Below are 22977 nucleotides of genomic sequence, written 5' to 3'. Positions count from 1 at the left end.
CGCACCGGCCCACCCACCACCTGTTTGGAGCGACCATGCCCGCCGCCCCCGACTTCCGCGCCTGGCTGGACGTCGCCGTCGCCGAGGCCGAACGCGGCCGCGCCGAGGGTGGCGTCCCGATCGGGGCGGCCCTGGTCGGCGCCGACGGCGCGGTGCTGGGGCGCGGCCGCAACCGCAGGGTGCAGGACGGCGACCCCTCGGTGCACGGGGAGACCGCCGCCTTCCGCGACGCCGGCCGCCAGCGCACCTACCGGGGCACCACGATGGTGACCACCCTGTCGCCGTGCTGGTACTGCTCGGGCCTGGTCCGCCAGTTCGGCATCTCGCGGTTGGTCATCGGCGAGGCGCGCACCTTCCACGGCGGCCACGACTGGCTCGCCGAGCACGGCGTGGAGGTCGTGGTGCTCGACGACGAGCGCTGCGTGCGGCTGATGAGCGAGTTCATCGAGCAGCGCCCCGAGCTGTGGTTCGAGGACATCGGCGTGGACGGCGCCGAGGACGGAGAGGGAACGCGATGACCGGCGACCCCGGCACGGACACCGACAGAGGCGCGGCGGGGACTCCCGTCGATCCCGACTACCCGGTCGAGCCGGTCCCCCGCCACGCCCGCAAGTCGCTGTTCTCCCTGGCCGTGGTCCTGGTCGGCTTCACCCTGTTCACCCCCACCATGATCGCCGGCGCCCAGGTCGGCACCGGCTTCGCGTTCTGGCCGCTGATGGGCGTACTGGCGGCGGGCAGCGCGCTGCTGGGGCTGTACGTGGGGGTGATCGGCTGGATCGGCGCCCGCCACAGCCTGACGACGGTGATGATGAGCCGCTACGCCTTCGGCCGCGGCGGCGCCAAGCTGGCGTCGGTGCTGCTGGGCGGCACCCAGGTGGGCTGGTACGGGGTGTCGGTGGCCACGTTGGCGCTGCTGACCGCGCAGGCTTTCGGCTGGCAGGACCCGACGGTCGTGGCGGTGCTGATGGTGGTGGGCGGCGTGGTGATGGGCGCCACCGCCTACATCGGCTACCAGGGCATGTACTGGCTGTCGGTGGTGTCGGTGCCGCTGCTGCTGGTGCTGGCCGGGTGGGTGACGGTGCGGGCGGTACCCGCGGCGGGCGGCCCGGCGGGGCTGGCCGCGATCGAGCCGAGCGCCTCGATGCCGGTGACGGCGGCCATCACGATCATCGTGGGCACCTTCGCCTCGGGCGGCACCCAGGCGCCCAACTGGACGCGCTTCGCCCGCACCCCGGCGGCCGGGTTCTGGGCCTGCCTGTTGGCCTTCCTGGCGGGCCAGTTCCTGATGCTGTTCTGCGGCGCGATCGGCGCCCTGGCCTTCGGCGAGGGCGACTTCGTACTGGTGCTGTACCAGCTGGGGCTGGTGGTGTGGGGCCTGGTGTTCCTGGTCGCCAACATCTGGACCACCAACGACAGCACCGCCTACAACTTCGGGGTGGCCGGGGCGGAGATCTTCGACGCGCGCACCAAGAAGCCCTTCGTGGTCGCCGGGGTGGCGGCGGGCACCCTGCTGGCGGTGACCGGCATCTACGACCACCTGTTGGACTACCTGACCTGGCTGGGCGTGCTGATCCCGCCGCTGGGCGGGGTGCTGATCGGCGACTTCCTGGGCCGCTGGCGCTCCGGGCTGCCCGAGTCCTCGGACCTGCCCGCGGTGCGCTGGGAGAACCTGGCCGTGTACGCGCTGGCCTGCGCGGCGGCGTGGTGGTCGAACTCCACCGGCTTCTTCATCGCCCCGCTGGTGGGCATCGCCGTCGCGGTGGCGGGAACCGTGGCCGTGGAGGCGGTGCGGCGGGGGCGGGCGGCGACGGGCTGAGGCCGGTCAGGGTGTGCCGTGCCGGTTAGGCCACGACGAGGTCATACGTGCGCTCGTTCAGTAGTGCACGCACGGCGTCGACGACGCGTACGACGTCTCCGCGCTGCACCGCCTTCTCGGCCTCGGCGAGTTCGCGCATGCCTTCAGTGTCCGTGAGGACTTCGATGGTCTCCCGCAGCTGCTCAAGGTGGCCCGAGGGCACGACGTCGGCCACGTGCTCGCCGTGCGCGATGACCGCCACCGTCCGTCCGTCTTCGGCTCTGCGGACAGCTTCGTCCCATCGGGTCGCCTGGTCCCGGAGTGCGTCAACGGAGACAGATCACCCTCCCGCGATCTGCGCCATCCACGCCTCGACCTCGTCGGCGGTGCGGGGCAGGGCGGCGGACAGGTTCCGGTTTCCGTCGGGGGTGACCAGGACGTCGTCTTCGATGCGCACGCCGATGCCGCGCAGGTGTTCGGGGACGGTGAGGTCGTCGGGCTGGAAGTACAGGCCGGGTTCGACGGTGAGGGCCATGCCGGGTTCGAGGGTGCCGTCGTGGTAGGCGTCGGTGCGCGCCTCGGCGCAGTCGTGGACGTCCAGGCCGAGCATGTGGCCGGTGCCGTGCAGGGTGTAGCGGCGCTGGAGGCCGAGTTCGAGGACGCGTTCCAGCGGGCCTTCCAGCAGGCCCCAGGCGATGAGGCCCTCGGCGAGGACGCGCTGGGCGGCGCGGTGGTAGTCGGCCACGGGGCGGCCGGGGGCGACGGCGTCGATGCCGGCCTGCTGGGCGGCGTACACGAGGTCGTAGACCTGACGCTGGACGGGGGTGAAGGTGCCCGACACGGGCAGGGTGCGGGTGACGTCGGCGGTGTAGAGGGTGTGGGTCTCCACGCCGGCGTCCAGCAGCAGCAGTTCGCCGGGGCGCACGGGGCCGTCGTTGTGCACCCAGTGCAGGGTGGTGGCGTGGGGGCCGGCGGCGGCGATGGTGCTGTAGCCGACGTCGTTGCCCTCCACGCGGGCGCGGAGGTTGAAGGTGCCCTCGATGTAGCGCTCGGAGGTGGCGACGGCCTGGGGCAGGGCGCGCACGACGTCGGCGAAGCCGCGGACGGTGGTGTCGACGGCGGCCTGGAGCTGGCCGATCTCCCAGTCGTCCTTGACCAGCCGCTGGTCGTGCAGGAATTCCTGGAGTTCGGTGTCGGCGGCGGCGGCCTGCTCGGTGGTGCCGGGGCGCACCTCGGCCAGGACGGCCTCCAGGGCGGGGTCGTGGCCGGGGGCGACGCGCACGGGGGCGGGGGCGGCGGCGCGCAGCACCTCGGGCAGGGTGCGCACGTCGCGGCAGGGCAGGCCGAGCAGGCGTTCGGCCTCGGTGAGGCTGTTGCGGCGCCCGACCCACAGTTCGCCCTGGCCGTCGAGCCAGAACTCGCCGTTGCCGCGGTCGGAGCGGGGCAGCAGGTAGGCGGTGGCGTCGTGGCCGCCGCCGGGGCGGGGTTCGAGGACCAGGCAGGCGTCGGGGGTCTGGTCGCCGGTGAGGTGGACGTAGTCGCTGGCGGCGCGGAAGCGGTACTCGGTGTCGTTGGAGCGGGTCTTCAGCGGCCCGGCGGGGACGACGAGGCGTTCGCCGGGGTAGCGCGCCGACAGCGCGGCGCGGCGCTTGGCGGCGTAGGGGGCCTGTTCGAGGGGGGCGAGGTCGCGGCGCTCGGTGTCGGCCCAGCCGGTGCGCATCCAGGCGGCGAGTTCGTCGGAGACCTCGCGGTAGGCGCCGTTCTTGCGCCCGCGGAAGCGGGGGGCGCCGTCGTCGCCTGCGGGGTCCGCCTGCTGTGCGGTCACCGTGTCCTCCTCGGCCGGGGTGGTGGATCTTCCCATGGTACGAGCCGTTGCCGGGGCGCAGAAAGGGGCGCGGAGCCCGCCCGGATCTCTCCGGGCGGGCCCCGCGCGAGCGCTTAGCAGCGGCTCAGATGCCGGTGACGCTCTCCGCCTGCGGGCCCTTGGGGCCCTGCGTGACGGTGTACTCCACCCGCTGGTTCTCTTCGAGGTTCTTGAAGCCGGTGCCGACGATGTTGCTGAAGTGGACGAAAACGTCCGGTCCGCCGTCGTCCTGGCTGATGAAGCCGAAGCCCTTCTCGCCGTTGAACCACTTCACGGTGCCCTGCGCCATATTCGGTATCTCCATGTGATCCAGATCCCGGCCCGCACTGTGCCGACCGGCCGTTGCTGCGGGATCTGCCTCCGGAGAAGAAGAAAGCCCGCTGGTCAAAGAACTCCGCGGGCGCGCCCTGGGGTACAAGCGAAATCAGCGACTGCAACTGGACCGACTCTAGCACGGCCCGCGCGGTTCACTCGTCGCGCCCCGCGGTGGCGGACTCCAGGTAGCCGGTGAGCATGGCGCGCAGTCCGGCGATGACGGCGTCGCGGCGGCCCGCGTCGGCGCCCAGGGTCATCGGCAGCACGGCGCGGGCGGCGGCCAGGGCGATGTGGGCGGCGACGTCGAGGTCGGCGGCGGGCACGTGGGGGGCGCGGGCGGCCAGTACCGCGGCCAGGCGGGCGGCGGTCTCGGCGCGCAGTTCGGCGGAGGCGGCGGCCAGGCGGGGCGAGGTGGCCGAGCCGTGGGAGAGCACCCAGAAGGCGGGGCGGGCGTCCTTGAGGGCGATCGCGGCGCGCAGCGTGCGGTCGACGACCTCGGCCATGGGCAGCCGGGCGGCCTCAGGGCCCAGCTGCTCGGCCCAGAAGGTGCGCGACTGCTCGATGTAGCGGGGCATCAGGGCGTCCAGGATCTCGCCCTTGTTGCGGAAGAACTGGTAGAGGGAGCCGGGCGAGACGCCGGCGCGTGCGGCGATGGCGTTGGTGCCGGCCTCCTCGTAGCCGACCTCGGCGATGACGGCCTCGGCGGCGTCGAGGATCTCCTCCATCCGCCGCAGGCCGCGCCGCTGGCGGCGCACGGCCGGGGCGGGGCCGGATGCGTTGTCGGGCATGCCACCACCTTGGCACCTTGACTAACACGAGCAATCGCTCGTATTTTCGGAGCGAACACGAGCAATCTATCGCCTTTTGCGGGCGGGCCCGGAGCCGGAGCCCACACGCCGCCCCATCCCGCCCCCTCCTGGACCGTTTCGCCGCGAGGAGCCCCGACCGCCGTGAACCCCTCCCAAGCCGCCCCCTCCCGGGCCGTGCTGGCCCGCCTGGGCCGGCTGCTGTACCGCAGGCGCCGCACCGCGGTGGTGGCGGCCCTGCTGGTGCTGGTCGCCACCGCCGTCCTGGGCGCCCCCACCGTCGGCGCGCTGGGCCTGGCCCGCTTCGAGGCGCCCGGCTCCGAATCCGACCGCTCCGCCCAGGAGCTGGCCGCCCGCTTCGACACCGCCGCCCCCAACGTGGTGCTCGTCGTCACCGCCGCCTCCGGCAGCGTCGACGACCCCGCCATGGCCGAGGCCGGGCGCGCCCTCACCGCCGAGCTGGCCGCCTTCGAGGGGGTGGGCGAGGCCTACTCCTACTGGACGCGCCAGGAAAGCCCCGCCATGCGCAGCGCCGACGGCGCCAGCGCGCTGATCGTGGCGCACCTGCCCGGCGACGTGAACACCGTGCGCCGCGAGGTGCTGCCCGAGCTGACCCCCGCCTTCACCCGCGACACCGGCGCCTACACCGTGGGCGTGGGCGGCGGGGAGGAGGCGTCGCGGGAGATCACCGAGCTGTCCACCGCCGACTTCGTGCGCGCCGAGATGATCGTCTTCCCGGCCGTGTTCGTGCTGCTGCTGGTGCTGCTGCGCCACGTGCGCCTGGCCCTGCTGCCGCTGGGCTTGGCGGTGCTGACGATGACGGCGACCCTGGCGGTGCTGCGCCCGGTGACCGCGCTGGTGGACGTCTCCACCTTCGCCCTGAACCTGACCCTGCTGATGGGTCTGGGCCTGGGCGTGGACTACTGCCTGTTCGTCATCGCCCGCTACCGCGAGGAGCTGCGCCGCGGCGCGCAGGTGGCCGCGGCCGTGGAGACGACGGTGCGCACCGCCGGGCGCACGGTGCTGTTCAGCGCCGCGACCGTCGCCGCGTCGCTGGCCGTCCTGCTCGCGCTGCCCTTCGCCTTCCTGCGGTCCTTCGCCTACGCCGGAATCGCGGTGGCGGTGTGCGCGGCGGCCGGCGCGCTGCTGGTGCTGCCGGCGCTGCTGGGAATGCTGGGCCGCGGCGCCCTGGGCGGCCTGTTCGCCCCCCGCCGCCACACCCGCCCACCCGAGGCCGCCGACGGGACGTCGGGCGTGTGGGCGCGCACCGCGGCCGCGGTGATGCGCCGCCCGGTCGCGGCCGGCACCGCCGCGGTGGTGCTGCTGGGGGTGCTGGGCGCCCCCGCGCTGGGGCTGCGCTTCGGGCTGCCCGACGACCGGATCCTGCCCGAGCACGCCGCCGCCCGCCAGGTCCAGGACCAGATCAGGGCCGGCTTCCACGCCGAGGAGATGGACGCCCTGCACATCGTGGCGCCCGACACCTCCGCCACCGGCCCCCGGCAGCTGGCCGACTACGCCCGCGAGCTGTCGCGGGTGGAGGGGATCGCCCAGGTGGACTCGGCGGCCGGCACCTTCCGCGACGGCGCCCTGCACCGCGCCCCCACCCCGGCCGACGCCGAGCGCTTCACCCGCCAGGACGCCGCCTGGGTGTCGGCCGTCCCGGAGCTGGCCGGCCTGGAGGCCGACCCCTTCGGCCTGGTGGACCGGGTGCGCGCCGTGGAGGCGCCCGCCCCGGTGCTGGTCGGCGGCAGCCCGGCCAACCTCACCGACTACCGCGACTCCGTCGTGGAGCGGCTGCCGCTGCTGCTGGGGGTGATCCTGGCCCTCACCTTCGTGATCCTGTTCCTGCTGTCGGGCAGCCTGCTGATCCCGCTGAAGGCCACCGTGCTGAACCTGCTGAGCCTGGCGGCGATGTTCGGCGCGCTGGTGTGGGTCTTCCAGGAGGGCAACCTGGCCGGCCTGATCGGCTTCACCCCCACCGGCACCCTGGAGTCCTCCATCCCGATCCTGATGTTCTGCATCGCCTACGGGCTGTCGATGGACTACGAGGTGTTCATGCTCGCCCGCATCAAGGAGGAGTACGACCGCACCGGCGACAACACCGCCTCGGTGGCGCTGGGCCTGCAGCGCAGCGGCCCCCTCATCTCGGCGGCCGCCGCCATCCTGGCGGTGTCCTTCGCCGCCTACGCCACCTCTGACGTGATGTACCTGCAGATGATGGGCCTGGGCCTGGCCCTGGCGATCCTGGTGGACGCCACCGTGATCCGCGCGGTGCTGGTCCCGGCGTTCATGCGGCTGGCCGGGCGCGCCAACTGGTGGGCGCCCGCGCCGCTGCGGCGGCTGCACGAGCGCTTCGGGATCAGCGAGGCCGACCCCGCCCCCGCCCCGCCCACCGGCGAGCGGGTGCCCGCGGGCGCGCCCTGACACCCGCCACCACGGGGGAGGCCGCCACGGGGGCGGCCTCCCCCGCCCCACCCGCCTGACCTGGGCCGTCCCCGGGTGTCGCGCCGCCCGTGCGCGCCGGCCGGCGCCTAGGCTGGCGGCCATGGCGCGCACCCGCCTGTACGGCACGGACGCGGCACCCGCCGACTTCCCGCTCGCTCAGCTGGCCGACCGGCTGGCCGCCGACCCCCGCGCCACCGCCTGGGCCGACCTCGACCGCGGCGACGACGCCGCCTGGCGCACCCTGTCCGCCCAGATCGACCTGCACGACCTCGCCCGCTCCAACGCCCGCCTGCCCCACCGCCGCCCCGGCCTGGCCCACTACCGCGGCCTGCTCGCCCTGGACGTGCGCACACCCCCCGCCGGCGACGCCCACCACGCGCCCCCCGCACTGACCGTCCTGGTCGGTCGCCGGGTGCTCGTCACCGTCCGCGACGGCGACGCCGTCGACCTGGCCGAGGTCGTGGAGCGCTGGCAGGGGCCCGCGCCCGCGTCCATAGGCGGCACCACCACGGCCTTCCTGCTGCACGCGCTGCTGGACTGGGTGCTGGAGCGCTACCACACCGCGCTGCGCGACCTGGACGAGCGCGCCGAGGACGTGGAGGGCGACCTGTTCGCCGCCACCGCCCCGCCCAGCGGCGCGGTGCAGCGCCGCTGCTACGCCATCCGCCGCTCGCTGCTGCGGCTGCGCCGCGGCCTGCTGCCGCTGGAGCAACTCGTGGACGACCTGCAGCGCCACGGCGCCGAGGTGCTGGGCGCCGACCCGCTGCCCTACTACCGCGACCTGCACGACCGCGCCGCCTACGCCGTGTCGGCCAGCGACGCGCTGCGCGAGATGGTGGTGTCCGTCCTCGACACCGACGTGAGCCTGCGCGCCGACCGCACCAACATCATCGTCAAACGCGTCACCGGCTGGGCGGCGATCATCGCGGTCCCCACCGCCCTCACCGGCTTCTTCGGCATGAACGTGCCCTACCCCGGCACCGGCCGGGGGTGGGGGGTGGTCATGGCGGTGGTGCTGCTGGCGGCCAGCGGCGTCATCGTCTACGCCCAGTTCAAGCGGCGCGACTGGCTGTGAGGCGCCGCCGATCGGCCGCCAAGGCGTGTGAGAGGCTGTGCGGCGGCCCGCGTGCCCGCCGACGACCCCCTGGGAGGCGCCGATGACGTCCGGCCGTGACCTGCCCGCCGCACTCGCCGAACTGCGCGGCCTGCTGCCGCAGGGCCGGGTGCTGACCGACCCCGACCTCACCGCCCGCTACCTGCACGACGAGGCCGAGTGGGCGCCGGTGGGCGCCGCGCTCGCCGTGGTGCGCCCCGCCGGCACCGCCGAGGTGCGCGACACCGTCGCCTGGTGCGCCCGCCACCGCGTCCCCATCGTGCCGCGCGGGGCGGGCACCGGCCTGTCAGGAGGCGCCAACGCCGTGGACGGGTGCGTGGTGCTGGCGATGGACGCGATGGACGCCGTCACCCTCATCGACCCCGCCGAGCGGCTGGCCGTGGTGCAGCCCGGCGTCGTCAACGACGACCTGCGCCGCGCCTGCGCGCAGCGCGGCCTGTGGTACCCGCCCGACCCCGCCAGCGCCCCCTGGTCCACCATCGGCGGCAACGTCGCCACCAACGCCGGGGGCCTGTGCTGCGTGAAGTACGGGGTGACCCGCGACTACGTGCTGGGCCTGGAGGCGGTGGTGGGCGCCGGGGAGGTGGTGCGGCTGGGCCGCCGCACCGCCAAGGGGGTGGCCGGCTACGACCTGTGCGGGCTGATGGTGGGCTCCGAGGGCACCCTGGGGGTGATCACCGAGGTCACGGTGCGGCTGCGCCCGGGGCCGCGCGCCGCCGAGCGCACGGTGGCCGGCGCCTTCGACTCGCTGCGGGCGGCCGGCGCGGCGGTGGCCGCCGTCACCGCCGCCGGCCTGGAGCCCTCGGCGCTGGAGCTGGTCGACCGCGAGACGCTGCGCGCGGTGGACGCCTGGAAGAACATGGGCCTCTCGGCCGAGGGCGAGGTGCTGCTGCTGGCGCGCTGCGACGCCCCGGGGGCGGCCGGGGAGGCCGAGGCCGACGCCCTGCACCGCTGCTTCACCGAGGCCGGCGCCGCCTGGAGCGCCCGCTCCACCGACCAGGCCGAGGCCGACGCCCTGTTCTCGGCGCGGCGGCTGGCCTACCCGGCGCTGGAGCGGCTGGGGCCGCTGCTCACCGAGGACGTGTGCGTGCCGCGCTCGGCCGTGCCCGAGATGCTGGCGCGCATCGAGGACATCGCCGCCCGCCACGACACCCGCATCGCCAACGTCGCCCACGCCGGCGACGGCAACCTGCACCCGATGTTCATCACCCCCCGCGGCGACGACGCCGCCCGCACCCGCGCCCAGGACGCCTTCGAGCAGATCGTGGACGCCGCGGTGGACCTGGGCGGCACCGTCACCGGCGAGCACGGGGTGGGGCTGCTCAAGCGGCGCGGCATGGAACGCGAACTGGGCCCACAGGTGCTGGCCATGCACCGCGCCGTCAAGGCGGCGCTGGACCCGGCCGGGATCTTCAACCCCGGCAAGGTCTTCACCTAGCCGCACCCGCCCCCCGCGACGCGGTCGGGCCCGCACGCACGCGGCGTGCGGGCCCTGCGGGTTCGTCCCTGCGGCCTCAGCCCACGGGCCGCCCGCTCGCCTCGGCGCGCGCGATCAGCGCCCGCGCCTGCTGCTCGGCGCCGGCCCTCTCCAGCGCCTCGGCGGTGCTGGCCGAGGACGCCCCGAACTCGCGCACCGCCCAGTAGTAGACGTTGGCCACGCCCCGGCAGGTGGAGTTGCCGGCGCACTCGTCGTACATGTCGTCGCGGAAGTTGTTGTCGATGGCCAGCCGGGCGCTCTCGGTGAAGCGGCCCTGCGCCCGGTAGTTGCGGTACCCGAAGTCGTGCCGGTAGCAGCTGGGGGTGAAGTCGTAGCCCAGCGGCTCATCGGGCGACCACGAGCACGCGTCGGAGCTCCAGTCGAGCTGGTCGCCGTAGGCCTGGGCGTTGCGGGCGGACAGGAAGGAGCCGATGGACACCGAGAACAGGTAGTTGTCGGTGACCGCGCGCAGCTCCGCCGGAGGAAGGGCGGCGTGCACGGGGCCGGCGCCCATCAGCAGGGCGGCGCAGGCGGCCACGGCGGCCATCGCGGCGCTGAGCACACGTCGAGCGGGGGAACGCATGGGGCAGTGCCTTTCGGGAGTCGGACCGGACATGTAAGAAATAACCCGCCGGTAACCCGGGGGGAAGGGCCGACACGTTCCGTTCCGGCAACACTGCGCGTCCGGCCGCGCACCGTTCGCCACCCGGCCACCCCTCCCGCACCCCCCGGCGGCCGCCGGGGGGTGCGGCGGCGGGCGGGGCCGGTAGGGTCGCGGTGGCAGGTTCGGGCGCTTTCCGGGGGAGGTCGGGTGCTGTACACCGCTGCGCGCGCCGTACTGCGGCCGCTGGTGTGGCTGCTGTGGAAGCCCAGGGTGAGCGGGCGCGAGCACGTCCCCGCCCACGGGGCGGCGATCCTGGCCGGCAACCACCTGTCGCTGCTGGACCCGCTGTTCGCCGGGGTGGCGCTGCCGCGCCGCCTCACCTTCGTCACCAAGGCCGAGTTCTTCGCCGGCGGCAACCCCGCCCAGCGGGCGGTGGCGTGGTTCCTGCGCGCCATCGGGCAGCTGTCGATCTCCCGCGGCGCCGGCCGCGGCGCCTCCGACGCCCTCGCCGACAGCCTGGCCGTCCTCAAGGACGGCGAGCTGTTCGGGATCTACCCCGAGGGCACCCGCTCCCGCGACGGCCGCCTGTACCGGGGCCGCACCGGCATCGCCTACCTGGCGCTGACGGCGGGCGTGCCGGTGGTGCCGATGGCGGTGGTGGGCACCGACCGCATCGTGCGCCGCGGCCGGATCCTGCCCAGCCTGCACCGGGTGGGGGTGCGCTTCGGCCCGCCGGTGGACCTGTCGGCCTGGGCCGGGCAGGCCGACAAGGCGCGGGCGCGCCGCGCCGCCACCGACGCGATCATGGACGCCATCGGGGCGCTCAGCGGCCAGGAGCGGGCCCCCGGCTACGCCCCCGCGCCCCCCGAACCGCCCACCACCCGCACGGTGTGACCTGCGCCACCATCGGGGCGGATCTCGGCGGGCGGGAACATCGCGCCGGGCCGATCGGTTAGTCTCCAGTGGTCGGTGTGGTAGCAAGTGTCCCCCGGGCCTCAACTACCGCCTTCGCGGAATACCGCGGCCGATCGGCCCGCCACCGTGGTGGAGGGCCCGACGGCCGGCAGGAGCCGCGTTGTGCACCGCGCCGAGAGGCGACCGCCACACCGGCCAAACGTGGGGTGCGGCCCCGCAGACCACCAGGTCTGCGGGGCCGTACTCGTTCCACCCCCGGCCGGGTTCCCGGGGCGGCCCGGTAGGCTCGTTGACCGTTTGCGCCGCCCCCGCCCGGCGCCCACACCGCTGTCTTCGTACCTGTCCTCTCCTCCTTCGGAGGCACAGATGTCCGGCGCCGCCTTCCCGCCCCCGCCGCCCGCCAAATCCGGCGGCCCGGCCCACGCCCCGCCGGGCCGGCCCCGCCGCCGGTCCACGCTGATCGCGGTCATCGCGGTGGCCACCGCCCTGGTGGTCGCGCTGGGCGCCGGCGCGTGGTGGCTGCTGCGCACCCAGGGCTCCCCCCAGCAGGCGGCCGCCGACTTCGCCGCCGCCTGGCAGGCCGGCGACCACGCGGCGATGGGCGCGCTCACCGCCCAGGGCGCCGACCTGTCCGGCCCCTACCAGGCGCTCGCCGAGGACCTGGGGGTCACCGCCACCCAGGTGGAGGTCACCTCGGTGGCCGAGACCGGCGACCAGGCCGCCACCGCCGCCTTCACCGCCACCCTGCAACTGGCCGACGCCGGCGCGTGGACCTACGAGGGCTCCCTGCCGCTGACGGTCGCCGAACGCCGCTGGACCGTCGACTGGTCCCCGGCCGCCGTGCACCCCGACCTCGCCGAGGGGCAGCGCTTCGGCCTGGCCGCGCAGTGGGGCGAGCGCGGCGCGATCCTGGCCGCCGACGGCTCCCGCCTGGACGGCTCGGGCGCCTCGGGCTCGGTGCAGATGCTCACCGGCACCCTCGGCGAAGCCGAGGCCGGCGACCTGGAGCGGCTGGGCCCCGCCTACGCCGAAGGCGACCCGGCGGGGGTCGGCGGCATCCAGCAGGCCTGGGAGGCCCACCTGGCCGGCACCCCCACCTCCACCGTGCAGATCCTCGACGCCCAGGGCGAGCCCGTCGCCGACGTGGGCACCATCGAGGGCGAGCCGGGCGCCGACGTGCACACCAGCCTGGACCCGGCCGTGCAGGAGGCGGCCGCGTCGGCCATCGTCGACCAGGACACCCCCACCGCGCTGGTGGCGCTGCGCCCCTCCACGGGCGAGATCCTGGCCGCCGCCAACGTGCCCGGCGGCTTCAACCGGGCGATCTCCGGCCAGTATCCGCCCGGCTCCACCTTCAAGGTGGTCACCGCCACCGGGCTGCTGGCGGCCGGGCTGTCCCTGGACGACACCGTGCAGTGCCCGCGCAACACCGAGGTCGGCGGGCAGACCTTCCGCAACTTCGAGTTCGGCGAGCTGGGTTCCACCTCGTTCCTGCGCGCCTTCGCCGAGTCCTGCAACACCACCATGGTGATGCAGACCCAGGAGCTGCTGGACCCCCAGGCGCTGACCGACGCCGCCGAGCTGTACGGCTTCAACTCCGAGCTGGCCATCGGCATCCCCGACGAGAGCGGCTCCTTCCCGGTGCCCGCCGACCAGGTGCAGCTGTCCACCGCCTCCTTCGGCCAGGGCCTGGTGACGGCCAGCCCGCTGCTGATGGCGGGGGTGGCAGCGGCGGTCGCCGACGGCCAGTGGCGGCCCCCGGTACTGGTCACCGAGCCGCAGGTGGAGCAGGAGGCGTCCGCGCGCCCGATCGAGCACGCCGAGCAGCTGCGCGAGCTGATGGGCGCGGTGGTGGAGTCGGGTTCGGCCGCCGACGCCGGGCTGCCCTCGGGCACCTACGGCAAGACCGGCACCGCGGAGTACGGCACCGCCCCCGAGGGCGGGGAGCCGCCCACCCACGGCTGGTTCATCGGCTTCCGCCCCGATGACGACCTGGCCTTCGCGGTCATCGTGGAGGAGGGCGAGTCGGGCGGGAGCGCGGCCGCCCCGGTCGCCGCGGACTTCCTGGGCAACCTCTAGCCCCTCGGGTGCACACCGGCCCGGGCCCGTGGGGCCCGGGCCGGCGCACGCCTCAGGGCGCGGCCGAGGGGGCGGGCGCGGCGGTGCCGGGCGGGGCGGCGGTGGCGGTCGGGGAGGCGGCGGGTTCGGCCGGGGGCGGGGCAGCGGTGCGGGGCGCGGTGGCCAGCAGCGCGGCCACCACCGCGACGACCAGCACCCCCAGGGCCGCCCACGCCGCCCACCCCTGCGCCCGCGCCTCGCGGGGCGGCGGCGCGGCGGGGCGCGCCTCGGCGGGGCGGTCGCCGTCGAACTCGGCGAGGAACCGCGCGAGCTGGGGGTCCTGGCGGGCCAGCTGCTGCTCGATCTCGGCGAGCCTGCGCTGCTCGTCCATGGACAGCGCCATGGGGGTTGCTCCTCCCGGGGGCGGGCCGCGCCGGGCGCGGCGGGCGGAAGCTGCCGGCACCGCCGCGGACCCGTGGCCGGGGTGCGCCGGGGGCGGGCGGCCGAGGGGACGGGCGGGGGCCGTCGCTTCGGAGTGTGCCCCCGCGACAAGATCGTCTACCGCGCCGGGCGCCTCAGGACGCGGGCGGCACCAGCGGCGCGGGCGCGCTTTCGGCGTGCAGCCGGTCCAGCGCGGTGACCGTGTACCCGGCGGTGCCCTCGGGCGGCGCGGGGTCGGTGTGGGCGGGCTCGCCCGTGGCGGGCACCACCGCGATCAGCCGGGAGGCGTCGGCGAGCGCGCACGGGTCGCCGGCCGCCGCCTCCTCCACCCGGTACACCGCGTAGGCGCGGGCCCGCTCGGCGGGGCTCCAGGCCAGCTCCACCGCCCCGTCGGGGCCGGCGGCGGCCCGCAGGCCGCCGACGGGGCCGGGCGGCGGCCGCCCGGTGGCGGCGCGGGTGGGCTCGGGCAGCAGCGCGGGGGCGGCGTAGGGGCCCGCGCGCAGCAGCCCGGCCGCCTCGGCCGCGTTGGAGCCGAGGCTGGTCATACTGAAGTACAGGTCGCCGGCGACCTGGGGGTACTCGCGGTTGGCGGCCAGGTGGGAGGCGAGCTCGCCGGGGTCGCGCCAGGCGGCGGGGTCGTCCTCCCCCGCCATGTAGGCGGCCTGCCCGATGTAGAGCTGGGTGTCGCTGCCGTCCACCTCGGCCGCCCACCACGGCACCAGCACGTCGTAGTCGGCGATGGTGAAGCCCCGCGGCCAGTACAGCTGCGGCACGACGTAGTCGATCCACCCCGACCGGATCCAGGTGCGCACGTCGGCGTGCAGGTCGTCGTAGTTCTGCACCCCGGCCCGGGTGTCGGAGCCGCTGGGGTCGGTGGCGGCGTTGCGCCACACCCCGAACGGGCTGATCCCGAACTTCACCCAGGGCTTGGCGGCGCGCAGCCGCGCCGAGACCTGGGAGACCAGCGCGTCGACGTTGGCGCGCCGCCAGTCGTCGCGGTCGGCGGCGCCGCCGCCGTGCGCGGCGTAGGCCGCGGCGTCGTCGAACTCCTCCCCGGCCACCGGATAGGGGTAGAAGAAGTCGTCGAAGTGCACCCCGTCGACGTCGTAGCGCACCGCGGTGTCCACGATCGCGTCGGCCACGAAGTCGCGCACGTGCGGCAGCCCGGGGTTGTAGTGCAGGGCGCCGCCGTAGCGCACGGTCCAACCGGGGTGGCGCCGCGCGGGGTGGTCGGGGTGCAGCTCCTCCAGCTCGTACTCGCCGATCCGGTACGGATTGAACCAGGCGTGGAACTCCAGGCCCCGGGCGTGGGTCTCGGCGACCAGGAACTCCATCGGGTCATAGCCGGGGTCGGCGCCCTGCTCGCCGGTCAGCCAGCGCGACCACGGCTCATAGGCCGAGGGGTAGAACGCGTCGGCCTGCGGCCGCACCTGCACGAACACCGCGTTGAGGTTGAGGGCGACGGCCTCGTCCAGCAGCGCCCGGTACTCCTCCTGCTGCTCGGCGGCGCTCAGCCCGGCCCGCGAGGGCCAGTCGATGTGGTGCACGGTGGCGATCCAGGCGCCCCGCAGCTGCCGCTTGGGCCGCTCGGGGTCGCCCGGGCAGTCGGCGGGGACCGGCGCGGCGGCGGGCGGCGCGGTGCTGGAGACGTCGGAGCGGGCCGGCTGGCAGGCGGCGAGGAGCGCCGCCAGCGCGACCAGCGCTGCGGCGCGGCGGGTCCGGGCGCGCATGGGCCCTTCCTGCGGTGGGGGACGGGGCGGGCCGCTCCACGGTACCGGGCGTACGGCGGCCGGGGTGCGCCTTCGCGCCACCCCGGCCGCCCTGGCCGACGGGTTGGGACCATGTCGACACCGCCCGCCAGTGTACGCCCTTCTTGCGAACTATTCGCAATAGTGGCCGGGGCGGCACGGCGGACCCGGGGGCGGACACGGCATCGCCGGCGCGTGCGGCCGGCCGCGGGCGGGACCGCGCGCCGCCCCGCCGGACGCCGGTACCGCGGGCGTGCGGGCGGAACGGGATTGAACGGAGTTCCGGTGTCGCGCGTCAAAGCGGCATGCGTACCGCACGCGACCGCTCCCGACCGACCACCGCCGCCTACCGCCTCCACCGCCACCCGGCGCAGACCCTCCTGCTGGCCGCCATCGCCGCGCTGCCGCTGCTGCCCGACCCGTCGGCGCCCGCGACCGCCGCCGAACTGGCCTCCCCGGGCCTGGAGTCCGTGCACGCCGCCATCACCGTCCCCGCCCAACTGGGCGCGCTGGCGATCGCCCTCGCGGTGGGCGCCGCGCTCGCGCGCCGCCGCCGCACCCGCCCCTAGCGGCCCCGCCGCCCGCCGGCCCGGCTCCGTCAGGGGTGGCGGCCCGCCAGGACGCAGAACTCGTTGCCCTCGGGGTCGGCGAGCACGACCCAGCTCTCATCGCCCTGGCCGACGTCGGCGTAGCGGGCGCCCAGGTCGAGCAGGCGGCGCACCTCCTCGCCCTGCTCCCGGTCGGTGGGGTTGAGGTCGATGTGCAGCCTGTTCTTGACGGTCTTGCCCTCGGGCACGGGCGCGAAGGTCAGCTCCGGCGGCACCGGCCCGGGCCGCCTCCTGCCCTCGGGCACCTCGGGTGCGCCGATGGTGACGACTCCGTCGTCCTCACCGCGCACCTCATAACCCAGGACCGCGCACCAGAAGCGGGCGAGACCGCCGGGATCGGCGCAGTCGATCGCGAGCTCGGTGAACCTGCTGGCCATGTCGCACCTCCGGTCGAGCGGCGGTTTCCGCCGGCGGCCGGCGGCCCTCACGGCACGAGCCTAGGTCCCGCTCCCGTCACGCCGGCCGCGACGGCCGCCGAGCGCGCGCCTCCCGGGGAGCACCGCCGGATCCGGCCCCTGCCGAACCTTCACCCCACCCCACCGACATCTTCGAACACATGTTCTATGATGGCTGAGTCGATCCAGGTCACGACGGTCAGACGGGGGTGCGCATGCGCTGGGACAAACTGCGGGCGGCCGACGACGGCACGGGCGCGCTGTTCGAACGGGCCGCCGTCACCCGCACCTTTGACACCCCCGAGTTCCGCGGCATGACCTTCCACGAAGTGCACGCCCGCAGCATCATCAACCGGGTGCCCGGCGCCTCCCGGGTGCCCTTCGGGTACACCATCAACCCCTACCGGGGCTGCTCCCACGCCTGCACCTACTGCTTCGCGCGCCGCAGCCACAGCTACCTGGACCTCGACACCGGCCGCGACTTCGACTCCCAGATCGTGGTGAAGGTCAACGCCCCCGCCCTGGCCGCCAAGGAGCTGGCCGCCCCCTCCTGGCGGGAGCGCTACACCGGCGAGCACATCGCCATGGGCACCAACGTCGACTGCTACCAGCGCGCCGAGGGCCGCTACCGGCTGATGCCCGGCATCATCTCCGCGCTGCGCGACGCCCGCCAGCCCTTCTCCATCCTCACCAAGGGCTCCCTGATCCTGCGCGACCTCGAACTCATCGCCGACGCCGCCACCACCGCCCCGGTGAGCGTCAACGTGTCGGTGGGCTCGGTGGACCGCGAGCTGGCCCGGCTGCTGGAGCCCGGCGCCCCCCACCCGGCCAAGCGCCTGGAGGTGTGCGCGGCCTTCACCGACGCCGGGGTGGGCTGCGGGGTGCTGATGGGCCCGGTCGTGCCCTACCTCAGCGACTCCCCCGCCCAACTGGAGGCGGCGGTGCGGCAGGCCGCGCAGGCGGGCGCCACCCACGTCTCCCCGATCGTGCTGCACCTGCGCCCGGGCGGCGCCCGCGAGTGGTTCGCGGCCTGGCTCACCGAGCACCACCCCGCCCTGGTCCCCCGCTACCGGCAGCTGTACGGGTCGGGCGCCTACGCGCCCCGCGCCTACCAGCGGCGCATCGCCGAACGGGTGCGCATCCTGGCCCGCCGCCACGGCGTCGGCCGCCGCGCCGCCCCCACCCCCACCGCGGTGGCCCGCGGCGTCGCGCCGACCCCGGCTGCGGCTCCCGCGCCGCCGCCCGAGCCCGAGTCAACCCAGCTGACCCTGTTGTGACCGGCGGCGCCGCGCCGCCCCGAAGGAGACGGCCGGGGTGTGACGTGCGCCGCAGGGGCGGGTGACGGGTGCGGCGGTGCGGTGTGAGGGGGTTTGCGCACGCCGCCGCCGGGTGGGGCAGGCGGGCGCGTCTAGAGTGGATGACCGTGAGTGTCGCGTGGGACGCCCCTGATCCGCTGCCCGGGCCGCTGGTGGTGCGCACCGTGGAGGTGAGCGACCCCGGGCCGCTGGCGGCGCGGCTGCCGCGCGGACCGGTGGCGGCGTGGCTGCGCCGCGGCGAGGGCATGGTGGCCTGGGGGCGCACCGCACGGGTGCGACCGGGCGGTGGCGCCGACCGCTTCGACGCGGCGACCCGCAGCCTGGCCGCGCTCGCGGACCGGGCCGAGGTGCACGACCCGCTGGAGGTGCCCGGCAGCGGACTGGTGGCCTTCGGCTCCTTCACCTTCGACCCCGCCGACGCCGGGTCCGTCCTGGAGGTGCCGGCCGCGGTGCTGGGGCGGCGCGGCGGCCGCGCCTGGTTCACCACCATCGGCGCCCACCCCGCCGCCCCGCCCGCCCCGCTGGTGGACGCCCCCCGCCCGCCGGGTCCGCTGCGCTGGTCGCCGGGGGCCCGCACCGCCGAGCAGTGGCGCGGCGCGGTGGCCGCCGCGGTGGCGCGGATCCGCTCCGGCGGCCTGGACAAGGTGGTGATGGCGCGCGACCTGCTGGCCCGCGCCGACGCCCCCATCGACGAGCGCGCCCTGCTGGACCGCCTGGCCCGCCGCCATCCCGACTGCTACACCTTCGCCGTGGACGGCCTGGTGGGCGCCACCCCCGAGCTGCTGGTGCGCCGGTCCGGCCGCTCGGTGGAGGCGCTGGTGCTGGCGGGCACCAGCCCGCGCGGCGCCGGCCCCTCCGAGGACCGGGCGCTGGCCGAGCGGCTGGCCGCCTCCGCCAAGGACGCCGAGGAGCACCGCTACGCGGTGGAGTCGGTGCGCACCGCCCTGGCGCCGCTGTGCGCCGACCTGGACATCGCCGACCGTCCCCGGCTGCTGCGCCTGGCCAACGTCCAGCACCTGGCCACCCCGGTGCACGGCACCCTGGCCGCCGACCGCACCGCCCTGTCGGTGGCCGCCGCCCTGCACCCCACCGCCGCGGTGTGCGGCACCCCCACCCCGGCCGCCCTGGAGGCCATCCGCGAACTGGAGGGCATGGGGCGCGGCCGCTACGCGGGCCCGGTGGGCTGGGTGGACCAGCGCGGCGACGGCGAGTGGGGCATCGCGCTGCGCTGCGCCCACATCGACGGCCCCACCGCGCGCCTGTTCGCCGGCTGCGGCATCGTCGCCGACTCCGATCCGGCCGCCGAACTCGCCGAGGCCGACAACAAGTTCCGCGTCATGGCCGACGCCCTGACCGGCTAGTCCGCCACCAGCCCGACCTCGCAGCGCACACCGGAGGAACGCGGCGGCCGCCGCCGGTGCCCCCCTCACTCCATGTCGCGCACCGCCGCCGCCACCGCCTGCTGGACGCGGGCGCGCAACGCGGCCTGCCCGACGCGGTCGGTGCGGGCCTCCACCAGGCGGGGGCCGGGTTCGGCGAGGGCGTCGGGCAGCTGCTTGGGGTGGTCGAGGAGCAGATGGGGCCAGCCGGCCATGGCGGCGACCCGGTCCGCACCCACCCCGTGGGGAGTGCCGAACAGGCGCTCGAACACCTGGGGGTGTTCGGCCTGCTCCAGCGTGGAGAAGATCCCGCCGCCGTCGTTGTTGGCGACCACCACCACCAGGTCGGGGCGCTCCTCGCCCGGCCCCAGCAGCAGCCCGTTCTGGTCGTGCAGCAAGGTGAGGTCGCCCAGCAGCGCGAAGGCCCGCCCCCCGCCGGCGGCCTGGTGGGCCAGGGCGGCGCCCACGGCGGTCGACACCAGCCCGTCGATGCCGCTGGCCCCCCGGTTGCCGATCACCCGCACCCCGGTGCGGGGGCGGGCGTAGCCGTCGAGGTCGCGCACCGGCATGGAGGAGCCCGCCACCAGCAGCGACCCCTCGGGCAGCGCCGCGACCAGGTCGCGGGCCAGCCGCGGTTCGCTCAGCCCGCCGGCGTCCAGTTCGGCGTCCACGGCGGCCCGCGCCGCGGCGTCGGCGCGCTGCCAGGACGCCAGCCACGCCCCCGACCCGCGGCGCCGCCCGGGCACCACCACCCGCGCCCGCCCCGCCCCCACCGACGCCGCGGTGCGCACCGGGTCGGCGTAGCGGGGGCCGCCCCCGCACGCCACGTGCACGCCGGCGGTGCGCAGGTAGGCCAGCACCTGCCGCGACAGCCCCACCCGCCCCAGCGTCACCACCGCCTCGGGGCGGTGCGCGGCCGCGAACTCCGCCACCGCCAGCAGGTGCCGGTAGGAGCCGACGGCGGCGGGCCCGTAGCGGGCATTGCCGGTGGGTTCGGCCAGCACCGGCCACCCGGCGGCGTGCGCGGCGGCCACGAACGGCGCCGGGTCCTCACCGGTGTCCCCGCACACCAGCACCCCGCGCTCCACCGCGGGCAGCTCCACCGCCGCCGCCTCGGGCACCGGCTCGGGCGCGGTCCAGGGCGCGCCGCCCGGACGCCCGTCCAGCGGCTCCACCCAGGAGGGGTCGCCGTCGGGCACCAGGGGGTCGCGCAGCGCGATGTTGAGGTGCACGGGCCCGGGGTCGGCGCCGGCCGCCCACCCCCACGCCCGCCCGGCCAGCGACCGCCAGTACCCCACCATCCCGGGCCGCTCCTCGGGGACGCCCACCTCGCTGAACCAGCGCACCGCCGACCCGAACATCCGGATCTGGTCCACGGCCTGGTTGGCGCCGGTGTCGCGCAGCTCCGGAGGGCGGTCGGCGGTGAGCAGCAGCAGCCCCACCCCGGCCTGGCCGGCCTCCACCGCCGCCGGGTGCAGGTTCGCGGCGGCCGTCCCCGAGGTGCACACCACCGCGGCCGGGCGGCCCGACGCCCGCGCCAGCCCCAGGGCGCAGAACGCGGCGCTGCGCTCGTCGATGCGCACGTGCACCCGCACCCGGGGGTGGGCGGCCAGCGCCATCGCCAGCGGAGTGGAGCGCGAACCCGGCGCGATCACCGCCTCGCGCAGCCCCAGCCGCGCCAGTTCGTCGGCCAGCACCCGCGCCAGCGCCGTGGAGGGGTTCACCGGCCCGCCCCGGCGTGCGCCGCCTGCTCGCCGGCCGCCCGCCACGCGGCCACCAACCGCCCCCGCCGCGCCGCAACGGGCGCGCACGCCGCGACCCGCGCGGGATCAGGGGCGACCGGTCGCCCGGCCGCGATATACCCGCCCACCGGCGCCAGCGGCGGCACCGCCACATCCTCCGCCAGCAGCGACGCGGTGCCCAGCCCGCACGCGTAGGGCAGTTCGGGCAGCGCGGCGGCCAGCGCCACCCCCGCGGCCAGGCCGACCGAGGTCTCCACGCAGCTGGACACCACCACCGGCAGCCCGCACGCCTCCGCCGCCCGCAGACCGGCCCGCACCCCGCCCAGCGGCGCCGTCTTGAGCACCACGACGTCGGCCGCCGCCAAAGCCGCCACCCGCGCGGCGTCGGCGGCGGTGCGCACCGACTCATCGGCCGCCACCGGCACGTCCACCGCGCGCCGCACCGCCGCCAACTCCCGGGCGGTGGCGCAGGGCTGCTCCACGTACTCCAGGCCGAAGCGGTCCAGCAGCCGGATCATCCGCACCGCCCGCTCCACCCCCCAGCCGCCGTTGGCGTCCACCCGCACCCTGCCGGCGGGCCCCAGCGCGTCGCGCACCGCCTCCAGGCGGGCGAGGTCGTCGGCCTCCCCCTGCCCGGGCTCGGCGACCTTCACCTTCACCACCAGGCAGCCCGACGCGGCCGCCCGCTTCGCCAAACCCGCCGCCGCCTCGGGCCCCACGGCCGCAACGGTGGCGTTGACCGGCACCCGGGAGCGCACCGGCGCCGGCCAGCCCTCCTCGGCGGCCTCCCGGGCCGCCGCCGCGCACCGCGCCGCCTCCCAAGGGTCGGCGCCGGGCAGCGGCGAGAACTCCCCCCACCCCGCCGCGCCCGCCACCAGCACCCCCTCGCGGCGCACCAGCGACCGCAGCGGGCCGCGCAGCGCCACCGAGAACTCCAGCGGGCCGGGCGGCCTCACGGGCGCCGCGGGAACCGGCCGAAGTCCGGGCGCCGCTTCTCTTTGAACGCGTCGCGGCCCTCCTGGGCCTCCTCCGACATGTAGTACAGCATCGTGGCGTCCCCGGCGAACTGCTGCATACCGGCCGCCCCGTCGCTGACCGCGTTGATCGCCCCCTTGATCATCCGCAGCGCCAGCGGCGACTTCTCCAGCATCTCCCGCGCCCACGCCACCGTCTCGGCCTCCAGCTCCGCCAGCGGCACCACCGTGTTCACCAGCCCCATCGCCAGCGCCTCCTGGGCGTCGTACTGGCGGCACAGGTACCAGATCTCCCGCGCCTTCTTCAGCCCCACCGTCTCCGCCAGCAGCCACGCCCCGTACCCGCCGTCGAAGGACCCCACCTTGGGGCCGGTCTGCCCGAAGCGGGCGTTGTCGGCCGCGATCGTCAGGTCGCAGCACACGTGCAGCACGTGGCCGCCGCCGATGGCGTACCCGGCGACCATCGCCACCACCGGCTTGGGCAGCCGCCTGATCTGCACCTGCAGGTCCAGCACGTTCAGCCGCCCGATGCCCTGGCGCGCCACCGCGTCATCGCCCAGGTACCCGTCGTCGCCGCGGATCTTCTGGTCGCCGCCCGAGCAGAACGCCCGCTCACCCGCCCCGGTGAGGATCACCACCCCCACCTCGGAGTCGTCGCGCGCCACGTTGAACGCGTGCTGCAACTCGAACAGGGTCTGCGGCCGAAACGCGTTGTGCACCTCGGGCCGGTTGATGGTGATCTTGGCGATGCCCTCGGCCGTCTCGTACACGATGTCGGTGTAGTCCCCCGACGGTTTCCAGGCGATCACGCCGCTCACGGTCAGCCCTCATTTCCGTTCCCGGTACCGGTGTCGCAGACCGGCCGCACCGCCCGGGTCGCCCCTGGTCGGCGCCGCCCGCTTCTGCCTGCCCCACCTTACAAACGGCCCGACACCCCTTCGCCGCCACGCCCCCGCCCGCCCCGCCCGGCCCCCCGGCGCC

21 protein-coding genes are annotated in these 22977 nt (G+C 76.0%); 10 read left to right on the top strand and 11 right to left on the bottom strand.

Going from position 1 to position 22977, the window contains the following annotated elements; translation table 11 throughout:
* Nucleotides 1-35 precede the first annotated feature (35 nt).
* Both CLV72_RS15290 and codB read left to right on the top strand, forming a co-directional pair.
* Nucleotides 36-518, top strand: coding sequence for a nucleoside deaminase (locus CLV72_RS15290; protein WP_106246270.1), 483 nt, complete (start codon nucleotides 36-38; stop codon nucleotides 516-518).
* Nucleotides 515-1816 carry a cytosine permease gene (codB, locus tag CLV72_RS15285; protein WP_106246268.1) on the top strand — a complete coding sequence of 434 codons (1302 nt, stop codon included), beginning with the start codon at nucleotides 515-517 and terminating at the stop codon, nucleotides 1814-1816. The genes CLV72_RS15290 and codB overlap by 4 nt, the downstream gene beginning before the upstream one ends.
* A 25-nt stretch (nucleotides 1817-1841) precedes the next feature.
* Here codB and CLV72_RS15280 read toward each other — a convergent pair whose 3' ends face one another.
* The 4 genes from CLV72_RS15280 to CLV72_RS15265 form a co-directional block, all read right to left on the bottom strand.
* Entirely contained in the window at nucleotides 1842-2057 is a 216-nt protein-coding gene (locus CLV72_RS15280; RefSeq protein ID WP_106246265.1) for a hypothetical protein, read from the bottom strand.
* 78 nt (nucleotides 2058-2135) lie between these two features.
* Nucleotides 2136-3620, bottom strand: coding sequence for an aminopeptidase P family protein (locus CLV72_RS15275; RefSeq protein WP_245930221.1), 1485 nt, complete (start codon nucleotides 3618-3620; stop codon nucleotides 2136-2138).
* A gap of 124 nt (nucleotides 3621-3744) precedes the next feature.
* On the bottom strand, nucleotides 3745-3948 hold the full coding sequence (locus CLV72_RS15270) for a cold-shock protein (RefSeq protein ID WP_106246260.1): 204 nt from the start codon (nucleotides 3946-3948) through the stop codon (nucleotides 3745-3747).
* 178 nt (nucleotides 3949-4126) lie between these two features.
* Entirely contained in the window at nucleotides 4127-4762 is a 636-nt protein-coding gene (locus CLV72_RS15265) for a TetR/AcrR family transcriptional regulator (protein ID WP_106246258.1), read from the bottom strand.
* Nucleotides 4763-4924: 162 nt separating this feature from the next.
* On the opposite strand from CLV72_RS15265, the gene CLV72_RS15260 reads away from it, so the two are divergent.
* The 3 genes from CLV72_RS15260 (at nucleotide 4925) to CLV72_RS15250 (ending at nucleotide 9777) form a co-directional block, all read left to right on the top strand.
* The gene (locus CLV72_RS15260; protein WP_211302875.1) at nucleotides 4925-7204 is read left to right on the top strand and encodes an MMPL family transporter; all 2280 of its coding nucleotides are present in this window, start codon (nucleotides 4925-4927) and stop codon (nucleotides 7202-7204) included.
* 121 nt (nucleotides 7205-7325) lie between these two features.
* The gene (locus tag CLV72_RS15255) at nucleotides 7326-8300 is read left to right on the top strand and encodes a magnesium transporter CorA family protein (RefSeq protein WP_106246255.1); all 975 of its coding nucleotides are present in this window, start codon (nucleotides 7326-7328) and stop codon (nucleotides 8298-8300) included.
* Nucleotides 8301-8400: 100 nt separating this feature from the next.
* On the top strand, nucleotides 8401-9777 hold the full coding sequence (locus tag CLV72_RS15250; protein WP_425428076.1) for an FAD-binding oxidoreductase: 1377 nt from the start codon (nucleotides 8401-8403) through the stop codon (nucleotides 9775-9777).
* A gap of 76 nt (nucleotides 9778-9853) precedes the next feature.
* On the opposite strand, the gene CLV72_RS15245 is transcribed toward CLV72_RS15250, so the two are convergent.
* Nucleotides 9854-10399 (bottom strand): phospholipase, encoded by a 546-nt coding sequence (locus tag CLV72_RS15245; RefSeq protein WP_211302874.1) that lies wholly within the window; start codon nucleotides 10397-10399, stop codon nucleotides 9854-9856.
* Nucleotides 10400-10630: 231 nt separating this feature from the next.
* On the opposite strand from CLV72_RS15245, the gene CLV72_RS15240 reads away from it, so the two are divergent.
* Nucleotides 10631-11314 (top strand): lysophospholipid acyltransferase family protein, encoded by a 684-nt coding sequence (locus tag CLV72_RS15240; RefSeq protein WP_106247044.1) that lies wholly within the window; start codon nucleotides 10631-10633, stop codon nucleotides 11312-11314.
* 387 nt (nucleotides 11315-11701) lie between these two features.
* The gene (locus CLV72_RS15235) at nucleotides 11702-13414 is read left to right on the top strand and encodes a penicillin-binding transpeptidase domain-containing protein (RefSeq protein WP_106246250.1); all 1713 of its coding nucleotides are present in this window, start codon (nucleotides 11702-11704) and stop codon (nucleotides 13412-13414) included.
* 52 nt (nucleotides 13415-13466) lie between these two features.
* Here the strand turns inward: CLV72_RS15235 and CLV72_RS33645 are convergent, their stop codons facing one another.
* Together CLV72_RS33645 and CLV72_RS15225 are read right to left on the bottom strand one after the other, a co-directional pair.
* On the bottom strand, nucleotides 13467-13796 hold the full coding sequence (locus tag CLV72_RS33645; protein WP_106246248.1) for a DUF3040 domain-containing protein: 330 nt from the start codon (nucleotides 13794-13796) through the stop codon (nucleotides 13467-13469).
* A 172-nt stretch (nucleotides 13797-13968) separates the two neighbouring features.
* Complete coding sequence (locus tag CLV72_RS15225) at nucleotides 13969-15564, bottom strand: glycoside hydrolase family 10-like protein (protein ID WP_106246246.1); 1596 nt, start codon at nucleotides 15562-15564, stop codon at nucleotides 13969-13971.
* A gap of 323 nt (nucleotides 15565-15887) precedes the next feature.
* Here CLV72_RS15225 and CLV72_RS15220 point away from each other — a divergent pair, with 323 nt between their 5' ends.
* The gene (locus CLV72_RS15220; protein ID WP_106246242.1) at nucleotides 15888-16151 is read left to right on the top strand and encodes a hypothetical protein; all 264 of its coding nucleotides are present in this window, start codon (nucleotides 15888-15890) and stop codon (nucleotides 16149-16151) included.
* A gap of 29 nt (nucleotides 16152-16180) precedes the next feature.
* Here CLV72_RS15220 and CLV72_RS15215 read toward each other — a convergent pair whose 3' ends face one another.
* Entirely contained in the window at nucleotides 16181-16567 is a 387-nt protein-coding gene (locus CLV72_RS15215) for a VOC family protein (RefSeq protein WP_106246240.1), read from the bottom strand.
* A 233-nt stretch (nucleotides 16568-16800) separates the two neighbouring features.
* Between CLV72_RS15215 and CLV72_RS15210 the strand changes: the two genes are divergently transcribed.
* Entirely contained in the window at nucleotides 16801-17862 is a 1062-nt protein-coding gene (locus tag CLV72_RS15210) for an Rv2578c family radical SAM protein (RefSeq protein ID WP_106247042.1), read from the top strand.
* 140 nt (nucleotides 17863-18002) lie between these two features.
* Nucleotides 18003-19262 (top strand): isochorismate synthase, encoded by a 1260-nt coding sequence (locus CLV72_RS15205; protein WP_211302873.1) that lies wholly within the window; start codon nucleotides 18003-18005, stop codon nucleotides 19260-19262.
* A 65-nt stretch (nucleotides 19263-19327) separates the two neighbouring features.
* On the opposite strand, the gene menD is transcribed toward CLV72_RS15205, so the two are convergent.
* From menD to menB, 3 genes are read right to left on the bottom strand one after another with little or no spacing between them, the layout of a single operon-like run.
* A complete protein-coding gene (gene menD, locus CLV72_RS15200; protein WP_106247040.1) occupies nucleotides 19328-21004 on the bottom strand; it encodes a 2-succinyl-5-enolpyruvyl-6-hydroxy-3-cyclohexene-1-carboxylic-acid synthase in 1677 nt (558 codons plus the stop codon).
* Nucleotides 21001-21978, bottom strand: a complete 978-nt coding sequence (locus CLV72_RS15195; protein ID WP_211302872.1) for an o-succinylbenzoate synthase — start codon at nucleotides 21976-21978, stop codon at nucleotides 21001-21003. Before CLV72_RS15195 ends, menD begins: the two co-directional genes overlap by 4 nt.
* Nucleotides 21975-22814 carry a 1,4-dihydroxy-2-naphthoyl-CoA synthase gene (gene menB, locus CLV72_RS15190; protein WP_106246234.1) on the bottom strand — a complete coding sequence of 280 codons (840 nt, stop codon included), beginning with the start codon at nucleotides 22812-22814 and terminating at the stop codon, nucleotides 21975-21977. Before menB ends, CLV72_RS15195 begins: the two co-directional genes overlap by 4 nt.
* Between the last annotated feature and the right edge of the window lie 163 nt (nucleotides 22815-22977).

The sequence above is a fragment of the Allonocardiopsis opalescens genome, from assembly GCF_003002095.1.
Lineage (GTDB): Bacteria > Actinomycetota > Actinomycetes > Streptosporangiales > Streptosporangiaceae > Allonocardiopsis > Allonocardiopsis opalescens.
Note: the sequence above shows the minus strand (reverse complement) of the source record. Positions and strands in the feature narration are given on the sequence as shown.